The sequence below is a fragment of the Pseudoalteromonas sp. SCSIO 43101 genome, assembly GCF_023650775.1.
Lineage (GTDB): Bacteria > Pseudomonadota > Gammaproteobacteria > Enterobacterales > Alteromonadaceae > Pseudoalteromonas > Pseudoalteromonas apostichopi.
The window spans coordinates 3,039,158-3,060,218 of sequence record NZ_CP072673.1; the positions used below are offsets into that span (position 1 = coordinate 3,039,158).

The following is a 21,061-nucleotide window of genomic DNA, read 5'->3' on the forward strand; positions in this document are numbered from 1 at the left end:
AAAGGGCCACAATGTGGCCCTTTTTTATTGCGCTAAAATAGCAGTTAACTTAGTTATAAATTGCTCAGCCGCTTCAGGTGAGGTGACTTTAAATGCAATACCATAATGAATGGGCTGTGCACTTTTATAAATGCGCGTTGGAAAACGGGTCATTTCACTACTGTGAAAGTAGTCTTTGATACGCGTAATGCCCTCTATTGACTCGAAATCAGCACTGAATACTTCAAAAATAGGTCTAATAACGATTTTTGCTTGGCCACTTTGCTCATGAACATAAAATGCCTCTTTTGAGCTAGCTGGCATAAATTCGTTAATATTCTTAATCTTAAAATTACTGCGGCAGCCCGCTTTTACCAGCTGTACACTCACTTGCTCGGCAGAAAAAGACAAAGGCGTTCCTTACATATAACGTGGATAGTTTAGCCACAGTACAGCAATCAGGCTGAAACCGTTACTCATTTATTACATACAAATGCCAGCTTGCTCTGTTTGTAATTTAAACGCGAGATTGAACCTTCACAAAAGCGTCTTAAATCGAGCCACTGTGATACTACTTCAGGCTCTGTCAAACTGCGCTTATGAACTCGGTTATTAACCGCATAGGCTACAGTGTCTTTGTCAATTAAAGCAAAGTCTTGCACCGACTCCGGTAATCTAAATAAATCATTAACTTCCTCAGTTTGCGGCGCAAAGCGTGCAACCCAATGCTGGTTGTTTTTGTTATAACTAAACAAATAACTGTTTGTGTGTTCATCAAAAATTAAAGTACGGCCAATATCACCGGCAATGACACGCGGTTTAGCAGCTGCAACACGAGTGTATTGCAACGTATGCGGCTCACCTAAGATGAACATGATCAGGTCTTCATCAGCGCCCCAAGCGTGGTAGCCAACCGGCTCAATCCATTCAAAAACTCGGCTAGCAACAGATTCTTCTGCTAATGGATACTGCCATAGCTTTTGCTTGCCATCTGCTTCGACCACGATTGCCGACAAGGCTTGCTGATTTGGCATCAGCGTAGGCGAGTATTCACTGACAGGCGTGTTGGTGATATTCACGCTGCTCTTAGATGTAAAGTTATAAAACGCAATATCGGTTTGTGACTGGCCATTTTCGTCAACAACCTCATGGGTATAGTAAAGCCCTGTATCAACTAAAAATGGTTGATTATTATAAGCTTTATCATCTGTTACTCGCGACACCTGCATACCATATGGGGTGTCTAACTCGGCAAGTAATATTTCGCTTTTAGGCATCGCTGCATGTAAGTGACTGGTAAAAAATGTCCCTGCTGCGACGAAAAGTAAAGACGAAATCAATTTCATGTTGTTCTCTCGTTTTAATTTTTATCAGCCCATGATAGCGTTAATTAATCCGCCAGTCACTTGACCTTACCATGCTCGACCTTTATAACTAGGACGTGTTCGTTTTTTATCAGTTTCTACTGATTGATTTTATGCACGATAATACCAATCGAGCTAAGTAACTGACCATTTAACACGCTAGAATGGTTAACAATTTAAGCCGACTGGTATCAACAATAACGAGAATAATTATGTCAGCTAAACACCCAATCATCGCTATTACCGGTTCATCTGGGGCGGGGACTACCACAACCACCAATGCTATTAAGCACATTTTTAGAAGCTTAAGCATTGATGCAGCCTTCATCGAAGGCGATAGCTTTCATCGTTATACGCGTCCAGAGATGGATAAAAAAGTCCGTGAAGCACAACAAGAAGGCAAGCATATTAGCTATTTTGGCCGAGAAGCTAACGATTTTGGCGCCCTTGAGGAGCTTTTTTACCAATATGGCGAAACCGGGCAAGGTAAAATCAGACGCTACTTACATACCTTTGACGAAGCGGTTCCTTATAACCAACTACCGGGCACCTTTACCCCTTGGCAAGATTTAGAATCAAATACAGATATCTTATTCTATGAAGGTTTACATGGTGGTGCTGTCGATGAGAATCATGATGTTGCTAAGCATGTTGATTTATTGATTGGCATGGTGCCTATTATTAACCTTGAGTGGATCCAAAAGCTCATTCGCGACACCTCTGAACGAGGCCACTCTCGTGAAGCGGTAATGGGCTCTATTGTGCGTTCAATGGACGACTACATAAACCATATTACTCCGCAGTTTTCGCGTACTCATATTAACTTCCAGCGAGTGCCTACCGTTGATACCTCAAACCCATTCAGCGCAAAAGATATTCCTTCTTTAGATGAAAGCTTTGTTGTTATCCGCTTTCGCGGCATAGATGACGTGGATTTTCCCTACTACTTGAGCATGATTGAAGGCAGTTTTATGTCTCGTATTAATACGCTTGTGGTGCCTGGAGGCAAAATGGGCTTAGCAATGGAGCTCGTTTTAACGCCGTTAATTAAAGATATTATTTTGAAAAAGCGCGCACTTGAAAATTTAGCCCCGGTTGACTTGCCGATTTAACTCACTCGGGTACACTGCTGACTCTGTCGAAAATAATGGAGTCGTCGGCTTGAAACAAACATTACGTGTTATTGTCGGTTCAAAGAACCCTGTTAAAATTAACGCAGCTAAACATGTCTTTAGTCTTTACTTTCCAAACCATACGATTGAATGCCTAGGCGAACATGCGCCTTCTGGTGTTCCAGATCAGCCGCTAGGCGAAGACGAAACCCGTATTGGCGCTGAAAACCGTGTTAAATATTGCCAAAACCACTTTGATGCCGACTTTTATGCAGCAATGGAAGGTGGCGCAGAACAATTTAGTTATGGCGCAGCAACCTTTGCCTTTGTGGTGATTGCAAACACGCAACAATTTAGCGTTGGTCGCAGTAGTAACCTGCCGTTACCGCAACCTTTTTACGATGCCTTGCTAGCTGGTAAAGAACTAGGTGATGTCATGGATGATGCATTCAATACCGTTAATATTAAACAACAAGGTGGCGCTATTGGCTTACTAACCAATCACCTTGCTACGCGTGAAAGCACTTATGTACAAGCGCTGACACTGGCAATGGCGCCATTTTTACACCCTACTCTATTCAATCAGTAATTAGGATAACCATGAAGTATAGCCACGTATTATTCGATGCCGATGAAACGCTATTTAGCTTTAATGCATTTGAAGGTTTAAAAGTGATGTTCGCTAATTACGGCGTAGAATTTACTGATTCAGATTATCATCATTACCAAGCAACCAATAAGCCGCTTTGGGTTGCTTATCAAAAGCACGAAATTACTGCTAGTGAGCTGCAGATAACTCGCTTTACAGAATGGGCGAATAAACTCGATGTGCCAGCAAAAGCACTTAACGATGGCTTCTTAGACGCTATGGCTTCTATTTGTGTGCCACTACCCGGTGCCGTTGAATTACTAACAAAATTAAAACCACACGCCAAGCTAGGCATCATTACCAATGGGTTTGCTAAGTTACAACAAAAACGCCTAGAGCACACTGGTCTACAGGATATGTTCGATTGGCTTGTTATTTCAGAATTAGTCGGTAAAGCAAAGCCTGCCCCAGAAATTTTTCAACATACATTTCAACTCATGGGTAATCCGCCAAAAGAGCAGATTTTAATGGTTGGTGATACTGCCGCCAGCGATATTTTAGGCGGACACAATGTCGGTATCGACACTTGCTGGTTGCAACATCCTGGGGTTGAGTTACCAGAAGATATTAAACCAACCCATCAAATCAATCAGTTGGTCGAGCTTGAAGCGATTCTTGGCTTATAGTTCTAGATAAATGATTGGCAAAAAAAAATGACGCTTAAAGCGTCATTTTTTATAACTGTAATATGCTTGCGATTAAGCTGTCGCTACTTCTAGGCCTGGTGCTGGCATCGTTACTGGGGTATCGAATGTTGCCCATTCCCATGCTGACTCAGTCGCCATAATTTTACGAAGTAGTTTATTGTTTAAATCATGGCCTGATTTATAAGCCGTGATTTTACCTAGAATGTTGTGGCCAGTCATAAACATATCGCCCACACAGTCTAAGATCTTGTGTTTCACAAACTCATCGCTATAACGTAAGCCGTTTGGATTTAGTACTTTAAACTCATCCAATACAACTGCGTTATCCATGCTACCACCTAATGCTAGGTTGTTAGCGTGCATATACTCGATATCTTTCATAAAGCCGAAAGTACGTGCGCGGCTGATTTCTTCAGTGAAGCTTTGTGCCGTGATATCTAAACCGATACGTTGGCGGCTTTCATTGATTGCTGGGTGATCAAACGCAATTTCAAAATCGATGTGGAAACCATCGTATGGTTCGATCTCAGCCCATTTATCGCCTTCTTCAATACGTACTTTTTCTTTAATACGAATAAAGCGCTTAGCTGCATTTACTTCTTTAATGCCGCCTTTTTGTAACAAATAGATGAATGGTAATGCACTACCATCCATGATTGGTACTTCTGAGCTGTCTAATTCAACAATTAGATTATCAATACCCATTGCCGCTACCGCCGCAATAAGGTGCTCAGTCGTAGATAAACGAACGCCATCTTTGTTTGTTAAACAGGTACACAGTTGCGTATCACCAACGGCTTCTGGTGTTGTTTCAAAATCAACAACCGGATCAAGGTCTACGCGACGAAATACTATCCCAGTATTTGCGCTCGCAGGTCGGAGAGTAATAGTGACCTTCTCACCTTTATGAAGTCCAATTCCTATGGCTTTGACTACTTCTGCAATCGTACGCTGTTTAATCATAGGTTCGCTCACTTATAGTTACAGTTAGACGGCGAATTGTATCATAAATACATCCAGCTGCCAATTTGTTTATTTATCGAACAAAATAACCAGTAAAAGTCTATTTAGTCAGCTTGCTTTCTAAGAAAAGCAGGGATATCGAAATAATCTCCCCCTTCTGACTTATCAGATTTTTTGCTGCTCTCAGTGCTGCTAGATACTGAGCTGCTCGTTGTACTTTGTTGTACTGGCTCTTGCTTTTCAGACGCAGATGACATGCTTACATCATCGCTGCTACCTTGACTTGCAAAGCTTGGTACATACATGCTGCTCGTTGTTTGGTTCATTGAGCTTTGTACATCAGAACCTGATGCTTTCTTAAAGCCATTATCAACAATACCAAACTGTGGACGACGGTCGCCGCCTAAACCTGTTGCAACAACCGTTACACGTAACTCGTCGCTCATTTCAGGGTCAATTACCGCACCTACAACCACTGTTGCGTTTTCTGACGCAAGTGCTTTAACGTGGTTACCAACAATTTCAAATTCTTCAATCGCAATATCCATACCTGCAGTGATATTAACTAGGATACCTTTAGCACCTGTTAAATCGACATCTTCAAGTAGTGGGCTTGAGATAGCTGCTTCTGCCGCTTCTTGTGCTCGGTCAGGACCAGACGCAGATGCTGTACCCATCATCGCAGTCCCCATCGCTGACATAACAGTACGTACGTCGGCGAAATCCACGTTGATTAGACCAGAACGGGTGATTAGCTCTGCAATACCTTGTACCGCACCAAATAAAACGTCATTCGCTTTTGCGAAGGCATCTAATAGTGTAGTGCCTTTGCCTAAAACTTTAAGCAATTTGTTGTTAGGAATTGTAATAAGTGAATCTACAGTTTCTGACAATTCATTAATGCCTTGTTCAGCAGCTGCAGCACGCTTTTTACCTTCAAAGTCAAACGGGCGCGTTACAACTGCAACCGTTAAAATGCCTAACTCTTTAGCAATTTTAGCAACCACTGGCGCAGCACCTGTACCGGTACCACCACCCATACCAGCTGCGATGAACACCATGTCAGCGCCTTCAAGACTGGCACGGATAGTTTCAGCGTCTTCTTCAGCTGAATTACGGCCCACTTCTGGGTTAGCGCCCGCACCTAGACCAGAGGTGATTTGTGTACCTAGCTGTACAGTTACATCAGCTGATGAATTACGTAATGCTTGTGCATCCGTATTCGCGGCAATGAAACGTACGCCTTCAATTTGTTGTTTTACCATGTGCTCAACAGCGTTACCGCCGCCACCGCCCACGCCAATTACTTTAATGACAGCTTCTTCGCTGTGCTGTTCCATCATATCAAACATGTTTACTCTCCGACTTGAGTTTTAAAACTCACCTTGGAACCATTTAGTAATACGGTTCCACCAATTATTATCACCTTCAGCTTTCGATTTTTGTGCATTCATCGATTGCATAGTACGGCCGTATTGTAACAAACCAACCGCGGTCGCGTACGAAGGATCATCTACATAATCTGTCAAACCAACCATCCCGATCGGCTTGCCAATTCTGACTGGCATTTGGAAAATGTCTTCTGCCACTTCCATTGCCCCAGCCATTTTTGCTGTTCCGCCAGTAATGACGAGACCTGCAGCAATTTGGTCTTCAAAACCTGAGCGACGTATTTCTTCCATAGCCAGCTCAAATAACTCTCTAAAACGTGGCTCAACAACCTCAGATAAGGTATGGCGCGACATAATACGCGCAGGTCTGCCACCTACACTCGGTACTTCAATCGTATCTTCGTTGCTTGCCATTTGGCTACTTGCACACGCATATTGTACTTTGAGTGACTCAGCATGTGATATAGGAGTTCTAAATATTTTTGCAATATCACCAGTCACTTGGTTACCAGCTACCGGAATAACGGCTGAGTGGCGAAGCGCACCATTAATATAAATAGTGATATCCATCGTACCACCACCAATATCTAGAACAGCTACACCGAGCTCTTTTTCATCGTCGGTTAATACTGAATAACATGATGCCAATGCCGTGAAGATCAACTGATCAACTTCAAGCCCACAACGCTCAACACATTTTTCGATATTCTTAGCCATATCGTTTGAGCAAGTAATGATATGCGCCCGAGCTTCCATACGTACACCGCTCATACCTAATGGGTTTTTAATCCCTTCTTGCATATCGATGCTGTACTCTTGTGGCAGTGCATGCAGCATTTTTCGTTCTGCCGAAATAGGGACCGAACGAGCAATGTGGATCACATTTTCAATATCTTCGTCAGTCACTTCAGTGTTGTTAATCGCAACGACACCGCTTTCGTTTTGGCACTGGATATGTTTTCCAGAAATACCCAAATAAACAGAGCTGATACGACAATCAGCCATCAACTCAGCTTCGTCTATAGCGCGACGAATCGACTCAGAAACAAGGTTAAGGTCGTTAACGCCACCTTTATCCATACCATGCGATACTTGGCTGCCAACACCCACAATGCTTAGTTTATTATCTGCGGTGATTTCACCAACGGTGGCCACAACTTTCGATGTGCCAACGTCTAATCCAATCACTAGGTTTCTTTCTGCTGACTTGGTCATGCCTTACTCTTATTTTCTAATTGTTCTTCTTGCAATGGCTTCCAGCTCACTGCAAGGCCGGTATCATACCGTAAATCAACAACATCGATTTGTGCATCTGCACGTTGTTCCATGCGCGGATACACGTCAATAAAACGCTGTACACGCTTTGCTTTTTCTTTGCGGCCTAAGTTCAGGCGAATGCCGTTATCAAGCCATAACTGCCACGAAAAGCGCTCAGAAAGCGCTAAACTGGTCAGCTCTAAGTTATTCAATTTTAGCATTTCTTGAAATTGACGAAATGCTGTCCACGCTTCGATTTCACTGCCTTCTGGGCCATATAGTTGAGGCAAGCTAGTGGGTAATTTGTCACTACTTGCTTGAAACACTTCACCAGCTTGATTTAACAGTAAATCACTATTCCAGTGCGCTACAGCTTGGTGCTCTACTACATATACCTGCAAGGTATCAGGCCATTGTTTTCTGACCGATGCCGTAGCAACCCAAGGCAAGCTTTGTACTAAGCGTTGCACATGTTTTACGTCTAATTCAAAAAAACTCGATAAGTCGGCTTTTCTTATTGCACCAATAATTGCTTTTTCATCAGTGTATTGGGGCTGCCCTAAAACTGATAAATGCTTTATTTGCGCGTCTTTGTTCTCTACCAACCAATCTGAGACGCCTGTGGTGATTTTTACTAATGCAAAAATCACCAATAGAAAAAAGCTCACACCAAAAATCAGCGACCAGTTTAACTGCTGTTTTAATTGTTGCACTTTTTCTAAAAAAGAATGCATATTAAAGTGTTTGCTCCAAAATGCGAACAACTAATTGCTCAAAGCTTGAACCATTCGCTTTTGCCGCCATTGGTACTAAAGACTTTTCTGTCATGCCAGGTACCGTATTTACTTCTAATAAGTAAAAGTTACCTTGCTGATCACGCATTGCATCAACACGGCCCCAACCACTTGCACCGACTAAATCAAACGCTTTTAATGCCATATCTTGCAATAATTCAGTTTCTTGCACAGATAAATCTGCAGGGCAATGGTACTGAGTTGTATTTGATTGATACTTAGCTTGATAGTCATAAAAGCCATTTGGCGTCGTCATCTCAATGACAGGTTGAACATCCTGTCCAAGCACAGCAACGGTAAATTCACGGCCTGAGATCCACTGTTCCACCAGTACTTGGCTATCAAACTTAAATGCGGCATTAAGTGCAGTATCTAGTTGCTCTGCGTTATTTGCTTCTGCCATACCAATACTTGAACCTTCATGTGACGGTTTTACCATCACTTTGCCAAATTCATTGATAATCGCTTGGCTATCAAATTCATGGCGGCTATCAACTACAGCATAGGGTGCTGTGCTCAACCCCATTGCTTTAAATAAATGCTTACAACGCACCTTATCCATCGCAAGCGCTGAGCCAAGAACATCACTACCGGTATAGGGGATCCCCATAAATTCTAGAGCGCCCTGAATAGTGCCATCTTCACCACCGCGGCCATGAAGAGCAATAAATACACGTTCAATTTTTAACTCTTTTAATTGCCATAACGGCTGATCTTTAGGATCAAAAGCAATGGCATTAACACCCACACTTTGCAAAGCGCTCAATACGGCTTGGCCTGATTTTAGAGAAACTTCTCGTTCGGCAGATGTGCCACCAAAAAGTACCGCTACTTTGCCAAATTTGTCGCTTAACTGGCTCATACATTTACCTGCTTTAGTTGTTCAATAGACAACTTAGTTGCTGCTAACTTTTTCACTAACTGGCCTATGTTACCAGCGCCCTGTGTTAAAACTAAATCATTATCTTGCAGTGTATTCGCAAGTACACCGGCAAGCTCAGAGCTACTAGCAACATGTAATGGCTCTTTACCTCGCTGTCGTAAGCTACGGCATAAACTCTTGCTGTCAGCACCGACAATTGGCTCTTCACCTGCTGAATACACATCAAGCAATAACAACTGATCAACGTCAGCCAGTACTTTGACAAAATCCTCGTACAAGTCACGAGTACGACTATAACGGTGCGGCTGGTAAACCATCACTAAACGTTTATCCGGCCATCCCTCACGAACCGCCGCAATTGTCGCTGCCACTTCTGATGGGTGGTGACCATAATCATCAACTAACATGACATTGCCACGTTCATTTTCAAACGTTCCGTAATGCTGAAAACGACGGCCTACCCCTTCAAATTTTGTTAGCGCTTCTAAAATTGCATGGTTAGCAATGTTTTGATCTTTAGCAACTGCAATTGCAGCCGTTGCATTAAGCGCGTTGTGCTTGCCCGGCATATTAAGCGTTACTGCTAGGCTTTCACCTTGTTTATTCACCACATTGAATGAGCAAGTATTCGCTGTTTGGCTAAAATCAGCCATTCGATAATCAGCTTCTGCTGATTCACCATAGGTGATAACAGGGCGTCCAAAACGAGGAATAAGTTCTGCCGCAACTTCAGAATCAATACACACTACAGCTAAACCATAAAACGGTAAGTTATGAATGAAATCGACGTAAGTATCTTTCATTTTTTCTAAGCTACCGGCATAGGTGTCCATGTGATCTTCTTCTACATTGGTGATCACCGATACCATAGGTTGTAAATGTAAGAATGACGCATCACTCTCATCAGCTTCAGCTATTAAAAAATCGCTTTTACCTACCTTGGCATTACTCCCTGCACTATTTAACAAGCCACCAATAATAAAGGTTGGATCAAGGCCTGCTTGTGCATAAATGCTGGCAATTAAACTGGTTGTTGTGGTTTTACCATGGGTGCCTGCCACTGCGATACCGTGGCGAAAACGCATTAATTCAGCCAGCATTTCTGCACGGCGAACAATTGGAATACGCGCCGCTTTGGCTGCTTTAATCTCAGGGTTTTGCTCATTAATCGCACTTGATACCACCACAACACTGGCATCTTTTACATTATTTTCGTCATGACCAATAAATACTTCTGCACCCAGTTGAATTAAGCGCTCAGTCATCGCACTGTGCGCAATGTCTGAACCTGTGATGCGGTAGCCTTCAAAAGCAAGTACTTCGGCAATACCACCCATACCTGCGCCACCAATACCAACAAAGTGGATGGTGTCGATACGACGCATCGCAGGGCGAGTGTTGTTTTCTTTCATCGTGCTTTCTTTCACTACTAATCTCTTCTATCTGCTAGTTGCTCACAGCGCTTTGCAACATTGGCTGTGGCATCTAAAATAGCAAGCTGTTTTGCTTTGCTTGCCATTGTTGAAATTTTTTCTGGTGCGCTGACATACGGTGTTAATAACTCCACAACCGCCGCTTGATTAAACTCACTTTGCTGCATAATCAATGCAGCTTGCTCAGCGACTAAATACTTTGCATTAGCAGTTTGATGGTCATCTACAGCATGTGGGAAGGGCACAAATAACGCCATTCGACCTGCAGCAGCAATCTCACTAACCGTTAACGCACCAGCGCGGCAAATTACCAAATCGGCCCATTGATATGCACTATCCATATCATCAATGAATTCAGCAACTTTGCTATTTTCAGCTAACCCTAACTGATGATAGCTAGCAGTCACATTAGGTTCATTATTTTTACCCGTTTGATGCCATATATTAAGCGCTGTTAGCGCTGAAAGTTCACTGAATACAGCAGGTAAAGTTTCATTGAGTACCTGAGCGCCCAGTGACCCACCTACCACAAGCACATTGATTGGCGAAGTCGTTTTTTTAGCAGTGACATTAGCAACACTTACTCGCACCGGATTGCCAACCACTTCACATTGTTCTTTTGCAAAAGCCGACGGAAAAGCTGCCAGCACTTTATTAGCAAACTTTGCTAACCAACGGTTACTCATACCTGCAACTGCATTTTGCTCATGAATAACCAAAGGAATACCTAAGCTTTTCGCTGCAAGTCCAGTGGGTCCAGTTACATAACCACCCATAGCTAAAACAACATCAGGCTTTTGCTTTTTTAAAATTTTACGTGCTTGAAAAATGGCATTCATCACCATAAATGGTGCTTTAATCAAGCGCTTAACCCCGTTGCCGCGCACACCTTTCACATTGATAAATTCAATCTCAATGTTGTGCTTAGGAACGACAGTTGCCTCCATTCTGTCAGGGGTACCAATCCAGCTAACCTGCCAGCCTTGTTGCTTTAAAAAGTCAGCAACCGCAATACCTGGGAAAATATGCCCACCGGTACCGCCAGCAACAACAAGTAACTTTTTACTCATCGCTTACCTCCACGTGAGGTTGCCTGCTTAGTCGCCATTTTGGTTTCAAAATCTATTCGCAAAAGTACACCTGTTGCTATGGTCATAATTAATAAACTAGAACCACCGTATGAAATAAACGGTAATGTTAAGCCTTTCGTTGGCAAAATACCCGCGCTAGCGCCAACATTGACCATGGTTTGAAACGCAAACCAGATACCAATAGCAAAGGCAAAATAGCCTTCGTATTCTTTGCCACATTTCAGCGCTTTTTGGCCAATTAACAGGGCTCTAAATACAAACACACCGAGCACTATCAAAATACTTAATACGCCAAAGAAGCCAAGCTCTTCACCAATCACAGCAAAGATAAAGTCATTATGTGCTTCAGGTAGGTATTGCAGTTTTTGCACGCTATTACCTAACCCTTGACCAAACCAGCCACCTTGGCTGTATGCCATTAGCGATTGTACTAACTGATATCCTTTACCGAATGGATCTTCCCATGGCTCCAAAAAGCCTGTTACTCGAGCCATACGATATGGTTCAGCGATGATCAACACCACAACTGCTGCAATACCAGTTAAGATAAGACCAAAAAATTGCCATAGCTTAGCACCTGCTAAAAACAACAAACCAACAGTCGTCACAAACAGTACAACAACTGTTCCTAGGTCTGGCTGCATCAAAATCAAAAACGCATACACACCAAAGACAGCTAATGGCTTAAAGAAACCTTTTAAGTTCTCTTGTACTTCTTCACGTTTACGCACTAAGTAACCAGCAATGTAGCTAAAGAAATACAACTTGGCGGCCTCAGCAACCTGAAAGCCAACAGGACCAATTGGTATCCAACGCTTTGCACCATTTACTTCACGGCCAACAATAAGCACCAAAACGAGCAAACCTAAACCTAGTAATAATAAGTAGGCGTTACTGCGCTTCCACCAATCCATAGGCACGTTAGTGGCAATCCAAAACAAGAAAAAGCCCATAATTAAGAACATGCCGTGGCGAATAATAATGTGATACGGATTATCAAATAATCGCTCTGCTGTTGGCATAGAGGCACTGGTTACCATCACAAAGCCAACGCCAATCAACATCAACATGCAATACAACAAAGGCACATCATAAAGCTGTGGCGATTGTTTTGGTGTTAATGCTTCACGGATGTCAGCAAATGCAATCATACTGCCTCCGCCAATACACACTGTGTAAAGTCATCACCACGTTGCATATAGTTGTTATACATATCAATGCTGGCACAAGCCGGTGCTAATAATACTATATCGCCGCTCGTGCTTAACTTTTTTGCCAACAGCACAGCTTCATGCATATTGGTTGTTAGGTGGCCTTTATCAGTTAGTGCCACTAACGCTTTAGCGTCTTTACCGAAACAAACAAGCGCTTTCACTTTGTCGTTTAAGTATGGCTTTAAGGCATCTAAATCAGCCCCTTTCGCATCACCACCAGCAATCACAATCAATTGCTTTGCTTGGCCCGCCAAGCTATCAATAGCTGCGATGGTTGCGCCTACATTAGTCGCCTTTGAATCATTAAAATATTTTACTTCATTTATTTCAGCGACAAACTGACAACGATGTGCCAGCCCTGTAAAGGCACTGAATGCTTGCTGATAATGCTCTTTCGCGATAGCAAACGGGCTCAGTAACGCCATGACCGCTAACGCATTTTGTTGATTATGTGAGCCTACTACTTTCAAGCAGCTTGCAGGTAATACAGGATTGCCTTGTGCTGCAAAGTATTGTTCACCTTGATGTTCAACCAAAGCAAAATCTGCATTCGCAAGCGCAAAACTCACTTGTGGTTGCTTTGCAGTATGCGTAGCCACATCAATCGCATTAACTACAGCAAGCTCTGAGCCGTTATAAATACTTTGCTTAGAATCTATGTATGCTTGATAACTTGGATACCTATCAAGATGGTCTTCGCTGACATTCAATACACAGGCACTTTTCGCTTTTAAGCTGTAAGTGGTATCAAGTTGAAAACTAGATAGTTCAAGTACATATACATCATAGTCTTGAGACAGTAAATCAAGCACTGCCGTGCCAATATTGCCACCAAGGCCAACTTTATAACCGGCCGCTTTAAGTACTTCAAACGCCAATGTAACTACAGTCGACTTACCATTTGAGCCGGTCACAGCAACGATAGGTTTATCGGTTAAGCGGGCAAATAATTCAACATCGCCAATTACTTCAACACCAGCAGCAATCGCTTTTGCTACAGCAGGTGTAGCTAGGCTTAGACCTGGACTGATGATAATAATGTCATTACTAGCTAAGTCAGCCTGTTCTAAATCACCAAAGTGGGTTGTTAACTCACTGGCATGCTCATTTAACCAATCAGCTCCAGGAGGAGCCGAGCGGCTATCAACAACGATTGGCTTAATATTCTGAGATAATAAAAAACGCACAATGCCCAGACCGGTTACACCGAGTCCAAGCACTGAAATTTGTTTGTTTTTAATCTCGTTAATGACTGTCATTTACCTGATCTTTAATGTCGCGAGGCCAGCAAGTACTAGCACGATTGAAATAATCCAAAAGCGCACAATAACGCGCGGTTCAGGCCAACCTTTTAATTCATAATGGTGGTGAATAGGCGCCATTCTAAAAATACGTTGGCCACGTAATTTGTAAGAGCCTACTTGTAAAATCACCGACAATGCTTCCATTACAAACACACCACCCATGATGACAAGTATCAGTTCTTGACGAACAAGCACTGCAATAATACCCAGTGCTCCACCAAGTGCTAATGAGCCTACATCACCCATAAATACTTGTGCTGGGTAAGTGTTAAACCATAAGAAGCCTAGTCCTGCACCTACAATCGCAGTACACACAACCACAAGCTCACTAGCTAATGGTAAGTGTGGAATATGTAGATAGCTTGAGAAATTAACGTTACCGGTTAAGTAAGCAATAATGGCAAGTGCCGCCGCCACTAAAATCGTAGGTACAATCGCTAGACCATCAAGGCCATCTGTCAGGTTTACCGCGTTCGACGTACCTACAATTACAAAGTAAGTCATAACGATATAAAACAGCCCAAGCTGAGGTAACACATCTTTGAAAAACGGTACTACTAACGAGGTTTCGCTGCCTTGCTGCGACGTAAAATAAAGTGCACTTGCAACCACTAACGCAATCACTGATTGCCAAAAGTATTTCCACTTCGCAATTAAGCCTTTAGGATCTTTACGGATCACTTTACGGTAGTCATCAATAAAGCCAACCACACCTAACGAGCCCACTACAAATAGGGTTGCCCATACATATTTATTTGAAAGGTCAGCCCACAGTAATGTGCTGGTAAAAATTGCCCCTAGAATCAAAATGCCGCCCATGGTTGGCGTGCCTTTTTTAGATAAATGAGACTCAGGACCATCGTGACGAACCACCTGACCAATTTGCATTTTTTGCAATGCACGAATCAGCTTAGGGCCAAAATAAAGAGAGATAAGCAGCGCCGTTAAAATACCTAAAATCGCACGTAGCGTAAGGTAAGAAAAAACATTAAAACCACTGTAATACTGTGTTAAATACTCTGCCAGCCAAACTAACATGACGATACTCCATTGTTGCCATTTTGCTGGCCATTTACTAAATCTGTGACCACAAGTTCCATACGAGAACTACGTGAACCTTTTACAACGATCGTGGTTTTTTGCATCGATTGAGCAAGCTCACTTTGTAATTGTTGTAATAATTGTTCACGGCTTGAGAAGTGGCGGTTTGGCTTTTCAAATACATCACTGGCTGATTTGCTTAATACCCCTAGGCTGTACAGCTCATCAATGCCTTTTTGCTGCGCGTATTCACCGACTTGTTGATGATAAAAACGAGCTTCTTCGCCAAGCTCCCCCATATCTCCTAACGCAAAAATACGACGGCCCGGCATATCACTTAATAAATCAATTGCCGCTTTAACCGATTGCACATTTGCGTTGTAGGTATCATCAATAACAGTCAAAGTGTCTGATACTTTAAGGACGTTAACACGGCCTTTCACTTCACCCATGGTTGCTAATGCTGATGCAACATTTTCAAGGCTTACACCCAACTCAGTAGTTAAGGCTGTGGCAATTAAAGCATTGGCAATATTATGTTTTCCAGGTAATGCGAGGGTGACAGGCACTTTTTTATCTTTATTACAAATCACAAAAGAAGCACGGGCTTGTTCATCAAGCACCACATCTTCTGCCCAATAATCTAGTTGTTGGCTAGTAGAAAAGCGTTTTACGTTGCGATCATTTAATTTTTCGAGCCAAAAATCGGCAAAATCACTGTCGCAGTTAACCACAGCGACACCATCAGGCTTTAAGCCGTCATAGATTTCACCCTTTGCCGTTGCTACACCTTGTAATGACCCAAATCCCTCTAAGTGAGAAGCTGCAACATTACATACCACAGCAACATCAGGTTTCGTCATTGCAACAGTGTAAGCTATTTCACCAATGTGATTGGCACCTAATTCAATTACCGCATATTGATGCTGTGGCTCAAGGCGTAATAACGTCAGTGGTACACCAATGTCATTATTAAAGTTGCCTTTTGTTGCTAGGACTTCACCGTGATCAGATAAAATCGCCGCACACATTTCTTTAACGGTCGTTTTACCTACGCTACCTGTGATAGCAATCGTTTTTGGTGCGACCTGAGCCATGACAGCAGTACCAATTTGGCCTAACGCAATGCGCGTGTCGCTAACCACAAACTGTACAATATCGACATTAACGGGACGCGCAACAATAGCAGCTATCGCCCCTTTTTCTTTTGCTTGCGCAACAAATTTGTGGCCGTCAAAGTTGGGGCCTTGTAGTGCTAAAAACACTTCACCATCGCACAAAGTACGAGTGTCTGTGTTGATGTTTTTTACCTTTTGATTACCACCTTGGTAATCTGTTGCTAGAACATTTGCTAGCCAATCAAAATCCATAGGGATCATAACTGCGCCCCTTGCGATTTTTCTTTTAGTTGTTGTTGTACATATTGACGATCGCAGAAGTCGATTCGTTGATCGCCAATAATTTGATAATCTTCGTGACCTTTACCTGCAATTAAAATCACATCATCAGCACCGGCTTGTGATATAGCATAACTAATTGCTAGCGCTCGGTCTGCTTCACAATGTGCAAGTTCTGGCTGTTCAAGACCTGCAACCACATCTGCGATAATGGCGTTTGGATCTTCACTACGCGGGTTATCACTAGTAACAATAATACGGTCTGCATTGCCTTCTGCGGCTTTGGCCATCATCGGGCGTTTACCTTTATCACGATCACCACCGCAACCAAACACACAGCTCACTCCACCCGGTACATGTTTTTGTAGTGCTTGTAATGCAAGAGCAAGTGCATCTGGAGTATGAGCATAATCAACAATGCAGGTTGGTTGACCTGGCTCACTAAATGCTTGCATGCGCCCAGCGACTGGTTGCAGTGTTTTACAGGCTTCAACTAACAAAGTGAGTGGGTAGCCCATACCTAATAAAGTGGCCATTGCAGCGGCTAAATTATATAAGTTAAATTCACCGAATAGTGTGCAATTAACCTCAGCCTGCCCCCAGCTGGTATCAAACTTCGCCGAAATACCTGCATTATCGTAAGTCACATCACTGAAATACACAAAGCGTGCATTTTCAGGCGTTAAATTTTTATGACCATAACAAATCAGGTTATTAAAGTCGTACTTTTCCAACCATGCCTCAACTTGAGCATCATCTTGGTTAAGCACCACAAGCTCTGGCATATGATTACGCATTAACATCAACTTAGCATCGCCATAGGCATCCATAGTGCCATGATAATCTAAGTGATCACGTGAAAGGTTAGTAAACACCGCTGCTTTAAACTGACAATGATCAACACGGTGCTGTACTAAGCCATGTGACGAAACTTCCATAGCCACAACATCACTCTGTTGCTCTACGAGTTCAGATAAAATACGCTGCAAATCAACACTTGATGGTGTGGTGTTAGCAAGCTCAGTGAGATTATCAGGGTGCCCATAGCCAAGTGTACCAATCACCGCTGTGCGTTTTTGACAGTACGCTGCTAAATGCGCGATCATCGCTGTTGTCGTTGACTTGCCATTGGTGCCTGTTACACCCACTAAATCAAGTTGCTTTGATGGCTGTTGATAAAAAGCAGCCGCGAGTGCTGGCAACTTTTTTGCTAAATCTGTTACTAAATAAAGTGGTTCAAATTCACAATCGAACTCACATAAACGGTCAGCAATTATTGCCACCGCACCATTTTCAATGGCTTTTTCAATAAACTGTCCGCCATCAAGTTGATGACCTTTAATGGCAACAAACACATCGCCAGCTTTCACATCTCGACTATCAAGACGTAGTTGATTGACCAATAAACTATTGGCCTCAATATCAATATGATTAAGAATCGGTTTTAAATCACGCATCGTTATCTTTGCCTTCTACGTACGCAACCGCATCTTTGTCCGGTGCGACGTTTAGAATTCTTAAGGCATTGGAGACAATCTCTGCAAATGCAGGGCCTGCCGTCGCACCGCCGTAATAAACATCTCCACCCGGTTCGTTAATCAATACTACTACTGCTAAACGCGGGTTACTCGCAGGTGCAATACCAGCAAAGTAACCAACGTATTCGTCACCATAACCACCGACAGCCGCTTTCTTAGAAGTACCTGTCTTACCTGCGGCACGATAACCATCAACATGAACTTTTTGTGCAGTACCGCCTTTTTGGAATACGCTTTCCATCATGTGGACAACAGCTTCAACGTCTTTTTGTTGAAAAATACGTTCGCCTTCAGGTACCGAATCTTGTTTAAGTACAGTCAATGGGCGCATGACACCACCTGAACCTAACATGGCATAAAAACGCGCCATTTGTGCGGTGCTTACTGCTAGATTATAACCAAATGATAGTGCAGCAATTTCATGATCAGACCAACGGCGATTTGGGTAAAATAAACCACTACTCTCACCAACCATACCAGTACCACTATCGCTACCAAAGCCAACTTTTTGATATAGACCAACAAAGTAATCTTTTGGAAGTTCTTGGCTAACCTTAGTCACCCCCATGTTGCTTGAATATTTTAAGATTTCTCTTAAAGTCATCTCACCATGATTACGGGTATCCTGTACTAGACTACCGCCTACTCGCATCCAGCCGGGGTATGTATCAACGATTGAATCCGGTTGAATTGTGCCGTAGTCTAAACCAGCTAAAATGGCTAGTGGCTTAACAGTGGAGCCAGGTTCAAATAAATCGGTAATCGCTCGGTTACGGCGCTTATGCGGTGCGGCATCATTAAGATTATTTGGGTTAAACGATGGGCTATTTACCATCGCTAACACTTCACCTGTTTTAACATCCACAACCATGGCTGAACCTGAGGTCGCTTTGTAAGATAACACCGCTGATTTTACTGCTTTATAAGCAATTGCTTGAATACGTTGGTCGATACTTAAGTGAATGCTCTCTGGCTCTACGCGCTCACGTTCATCAAGCACCTCTACTTCACGACCTTGGGCATCTTTACGAATAGTGCGCTGACCTTCAACGCCCGTTAACGCCTTTTCATAAAGCTTTTCAATCCCTTCAATGCCATGGCCATCAATGTTAGTGAAACCAATAACATGAGCCGTCACTTCACCGGCTGGATAATAACGTTTTGATTCATCCAGTAAATGGATACCCGGTAAACGAAGATCGCCAATATAGTTAGCAACCGCAGGAGTGACTTGACGTTTTAAATAGACAAATCGTCGCTTTGGATTATCACGAAGACGAGAGTTAATTTTGCTAGGTTCAATACGTAGTACATCCGCAAGCTCACGCCAACGAATATCATTATTGTAATAAGCAGCAATACGTTTGTTTAATTCTGCCGTGTTTTCAGCAAGCGCTTGTTGGTCTTCACCGTTTTTGCGTGCTTGACGCAGTACCTTACTGATCAATGACTTGTTTAACGCTTTAGGGTCGGCATAAACACTCACTACAGGCACACTTACAGCTAGTTCTTTACCATTGCGATCGAAGATCATGCCACGTTGCACATGTTGTTTTTCAACACGTACCGTGCGTTTATCACTTTCTGAGCGCGCTTTATCAGGCTCAATTACTTGTAAAAATGCGGCACGTGCGACCAGCGACATGAATACTAAAAATACGACTGAACACACCAGCGAAAAACGCCATGTGATCAAAGTATTTGTTGGCTTTTTCCCTCTGCTTCTCATTGCAGTATTACCACCTGTTCATCTTTGCTTGTTGGCCGCTTCATTTCTAATTGCATGGTTGCCACTTCTTCAATGCGCGCATGCTGCGAATAAAACTCTTCTTCTACTAGCAAGTAACGCCACTCAAGATCGAGTTCATCGCGCTCTTGCAATAATTTATCTTGCTCTATCAATTGTTGACGCGCTAAGTGCGTCACCTGAACCACACTCAAACTAGAAGCAAGAATCACAACCAATAAGGCCAAGGTCAGCTTATTAGCTCCTAGGCCTTTAAAAATTTCCACAAATAAGTTGGGTTGTCGATTCACCGCTTTAGCTTTCATTACAGCCTCTGTGCAATCCTTAATACCGAACTACGTGAACGCGGATTAGCTTCAATTTCCGCCTTACTTGGCTTAATGGCTTTACCCACTGCCTTTAACGTCAGGTTTTTATTTATTTGTGCGTCAGTCAAAGGCAGACCTCTGGGTATCGCCTCTCCCTTACTCTGTTTTTTTATAAACTGCTTAACAATGCGATCTTCTAACGAGTGAAACGAAATAACGACTAAACGTCCACCTGGCTTTAAAACGTCAACAGCGGCTTGCAGTGCAGTTTGAATTTCTTCAAGTTCACTGTTGATATAAATACGGATCGCTTGGAATGTTCGTGTTGCAGGATGCTTATACTTGTCTTTAACCGGCACAGCTTCATCGACTAAATCAGCAAGCTGCTTAGTGCTAGTAATAGGTGTGTGCTCTCGAGTCTCAATGATTTTATGGGCAATGCGACGACCAAACTTTTCCTCACCGTAGGTTTTAATCACATGGGTAATATCTTCAAGTTCAGCTTCAGCTAACCATTGTGCAGCACTGCGACCACTGGTTGGGTCCATGCGCATATCGAGCGGGCCATCTTTCATAAAGCTAAAACCGCGTTCAGCATCATCAAGCTGTGGTGAAGAAACACCGATATCTAACAAAATGCCGTCAACCTTACCGATTAAATCATTATCTTCAGCAACGGCTTTAAGATTTGAAAAACGCGTGTGGGCAATCGAAAAACGTGCATCATCAGCAAATTTTTCAGCAGCTTTAATAGCTTGTGGATCTTGATCAATCGCTTGCAAGCGACCTTGTTCACTTAAACGCGCAAGAATTTGCCCTGAGTGTCCGCCGCGACCAAATGTGCCATCCATATAAATGCCTTCGGGTTTAATATCCAAAGCATCTATGGTTTCGTCCATCAGTACAGAGACATGTTCAAATTGCGCTGTCATTAGCTAGTTTTTGCCTT

20 protein-coding genes are annotated in these 21,061 nt (G+C 42.9%); 3 read left to right on the forward strand and 17 right to left on the reverse strand.

The window, feature by feature from the left end; all coding sequences use genetic code 11:
• Positions 1-24: 24 nt before the first annotated feature.
• Both J8Z25_RS14085 and J8Z25_RS14090 read right to left on the reverse strand, forming a co-directional pair.
• Positions 25-390, reverse strand: a complete 366-nt coding sequence (locus J8Z25_RS14085) for a hypothetical protein (RefSeq protein ID WP_130050559.1) — start codon at positions 388-390, stop codon at positions 25-27.
• 65 nt (positions 391-455) lie between these two features.
• Positions 456-1,325, reverse strand: a complete 870-nt coding sequence (locus J8Z25_RS14090) for a hypothetical protein (protein WP_167658668.1) — start codon at positions 1,323-1,325, stop codon at positions 456-458.
• Positions 1,326-1,555: 230 nt separating this feature from the next.
• Between J8Z25_RS14090 and J8Z25_RS14095 the strand changes: the two genes are divergently transcribed.
• From J8Z25_RS14095 to yjjG, 3 genes are read left to right on the forward strand one after another with little or no spacing between them, the layout of a single operon-like run.
• Positions 1,556-2,455: a phosphoribulokinase gene (locus tag J8Z25_RS14095; RefSeq protein ID WP_054561042.1), complete on the forward strand. Its 900-nt coding sequence runs from the start codon at positions 1,556-1,558 to the stop codon at positions 2,453-2,455.
• 49 nt (positions 2,456-2,504) lie between these two features.
• Entirely contained in the window at positions 2,505-3,044 is a 540-nt protein-coding gene (gene yjjX, locus J8Z25_RS14100; RefSeq protein ID WP_130050557.1) for an inosine/xanthosine triphosphatase, read from the forward strand.
• Positions 3,045-3,055: 11 nt separating this feature from the next.
• Entirely contained in the window at positions 3,056-3,730 is a 675-nt protein-coding gene (gene yjjG, locus J8Z25_RS14105) for a pyrimidine 5'-nucleotidase (protein WP_250661227.1), read from the forward strand.
• Positions 3,731-3,802: 72 nt separating this feature from the next.
• Here the strand turns inward: yjjG and lpxC are convergent, their stop codons facing one another.
• From lpxC to rsmH, 15 genes are all read right to left on the reverse strand, one after another.
• Positions 3,803-4,714: a UDP-3-O-acyl-N-acetylglucosamine deacetylase gene (gene lpxC / locus J8Z25_RS14110; protein WP_036971181.1), complete on the reverse strand. Its 912-nt coding sequence runs from the start codon at positions 4,712-4,714 to the stop codon at positions 3,803-3,805.
• Between the two features lie 104 nt (positions 4,715-4,818).
• A complete protein-coding gene (gene ftsZ / locus J8Z25_RS14115) occupies positions 4,819-6,066 on the reverse strand; it encodes a cell division protein FtsZ (protein ID WP_054561045.1) in 1,248 nt (415 codons plus the stop codon).
• A gap of 21 nt (positions 6,067-6,087) precedes the next feature.
• Positions 6,088-7,320, reverse strand: a complete 1,233-nt coding sequence (gene ftsA, locus J8Z25_RS14120; protein WP_130050554.1) for a cell division protein FtsA — start codon at positions 7,318-7,320, stop codon at positions 6,088-6,090.
• Positions 7,317-8,096 carry a cell division protein FtsQ/DivIB gene (locus J8Z25_RS14125; RefSeq protein ID WP_130050553.1) on the reverse strand — a complete coding sequence of 260 codons (780 nt, stop codon included), beginning with the start codon at positions 8,094-8,096 and terminating at the stop codon, positions 7,317-7,319. The genes ftsA and J8Z25_RS14125 overlap by 4 nt, the downstream gene beginning before the upstream one ends.
• A 1-nt stretch (position 8,097) precedes the next feature.
• Positions 8,098-9,018: a D-alanine--D-alanine ligase gene (locus tag J8Z25_RS14130; protein WP_250661228.1), complete on the reverse strand. Its 921-nt coding sequence runs from the start codon at positions 9,016-9,018 to the stop codon at positions 8,098-8,100.
• Positions 9,015-10,451: a UDP-N-acetylmuramate--L-alanine ligase gene (murC, locus tag J8Z25_RS14135; protein WP_502934604.1), complete on the reverse strand. Its 1,437-nt coding sequence runs from the start codon at positions 10,449-10,451 to the stop codon at positions 9,015-9,017. Before murC ends, J8Z25_RS14130 begins: the two co-directional genes overlap by 4 nt.
• Positions 10,452-10,468: 17 nt before the next feature.
• Positions 10,469-11,542, reverse strand: a complete 1,074-nt coding sequence (murG, locus tag J8Z25_RS14140) for an undecaprenyldiphospho-muramoylpentapeptide beta-N-acetylglucosaminyltransferase (RefSeq protein WP_250661230.1) — start codon at positions 11,540-11,542, stop codon at positions 10,469-10,471.
• Positions 11,539-12,714 carry a cell division protein FtsW gene (gene ftsW, locus J8Z25_RS14145; RefSeq protein ID WP_130050549.1) on the reverse strand — a complete coding sequence of 392 codons (1,176 nt, stop codon included), beginning with the start codon at positions 12,712-12,714 and terminating at the stop codon, positions 11,539-11,541. Before ftsW ends, murG begins: the two co-directional genes overlap by 4 nt.
• Positions 12,711-14,036: a UDP-N-acetylmuramoyl-L-alanine--D-glutamate ligase gene (gene murD, locus J8Z25_RS14150; RefSeq protein WP_250661231.1), complete on the reverse strand. Its 1,326-nt coding sequence runs from the start codon at positions 14,034-14,036 to the stop codon at positions 12,711-12,713. The genes ftsW and murD overlap by 4 nt, the downstream gene beginning before the upstream one ends.
• Complete coding sequence (gene mraY / locus J8Z25_RS14155) at positions 14,037-15,119, reverse strand: phospho-N-acetylmuramoyl-pentapeptide-transferase (RefSeq protein ID WP_130050547.1); 1,083 nt, start codon at positions 15,117-15,119, stop codon at positions 14,037-14,039.
• Positions 15,113-16,501 (reverse strand): UDP-N-acetylmuramoyl-tripeptide--D-alanyl-D-alanine ligase, encoded by a 1,389-nt coding sequence (locus J8Z25_RS14160; protein ID WP_250661232.1) that lies wholly within the window; start codon positions 16,499-16,501, stop codon positions 15,113-15,115. The genes mraY and J8Z25_RS14160 overlap by 7 nt, the downstream gene beginning before the upstream one ends.
• Complete coding sequence (murE, locus tag J8Z25_RS14165; protein WP_178927426.1) at positions 16,498-17,976, reverse strand: UDP-N-acetylmuramoyl-L-alanyl-D-glutamate--2,6-diaminopimelate ligase; 1,479 nt, start codon at positions 17,974-17,976, stop codon at positions 16,498-16,500. The genes J8Z25_RS14160 and murE overlap by 4 nt, the downstream gene beginning before the upstream one ends.
• Complete coding sequence (locus tag J8Z25_RS14170) at positions 17,969-19,786, reverse strand: penicillin-binding transpeptidase domain-containing protein (protein ID WP_250661233.1); 1,818 nt, start codon at positions 19,784-19,786, stop codon at positions 17,969-17,971. Before J8Z25_RS14170 ends, murE begins: the two co-directional genes overlap by 8 nt.
• Positions 19,783-20,109: a cell division protein FtsL gene (ftsL, locus tag J8Z25_RS14175; protein ID WP_130050543.1), complete on the reverse strand. Its 327-nt coding sequence runs from the start codon at positions 20,107-20,109 to the stop codon at positions 19,783-19,785. Before ftsL ends, J8Z25_RS14170 begins: the two co-directional genes overlap by 4 nt.
• Positions 20,109-21,044 carry a 16S rRNA (cytosine(1402)-N(4))-methyltransferase RsmH gene (gene rsmH / locus J8Z25_RS14180; protein WP_130050542.1) on the reverse strand — a complete coding sequence of 312 codons (936 nt, stop codon included), beginning with the start codon at positions 21,042-21,044 and terminating at the stop codon, positions 20,109-20,111. Before rsmH ends, ftsL begins: the two co-directional genes overlap by 1 nt.
• Positions 21,045-21,061: the final 17 nt, after the last annotated feature.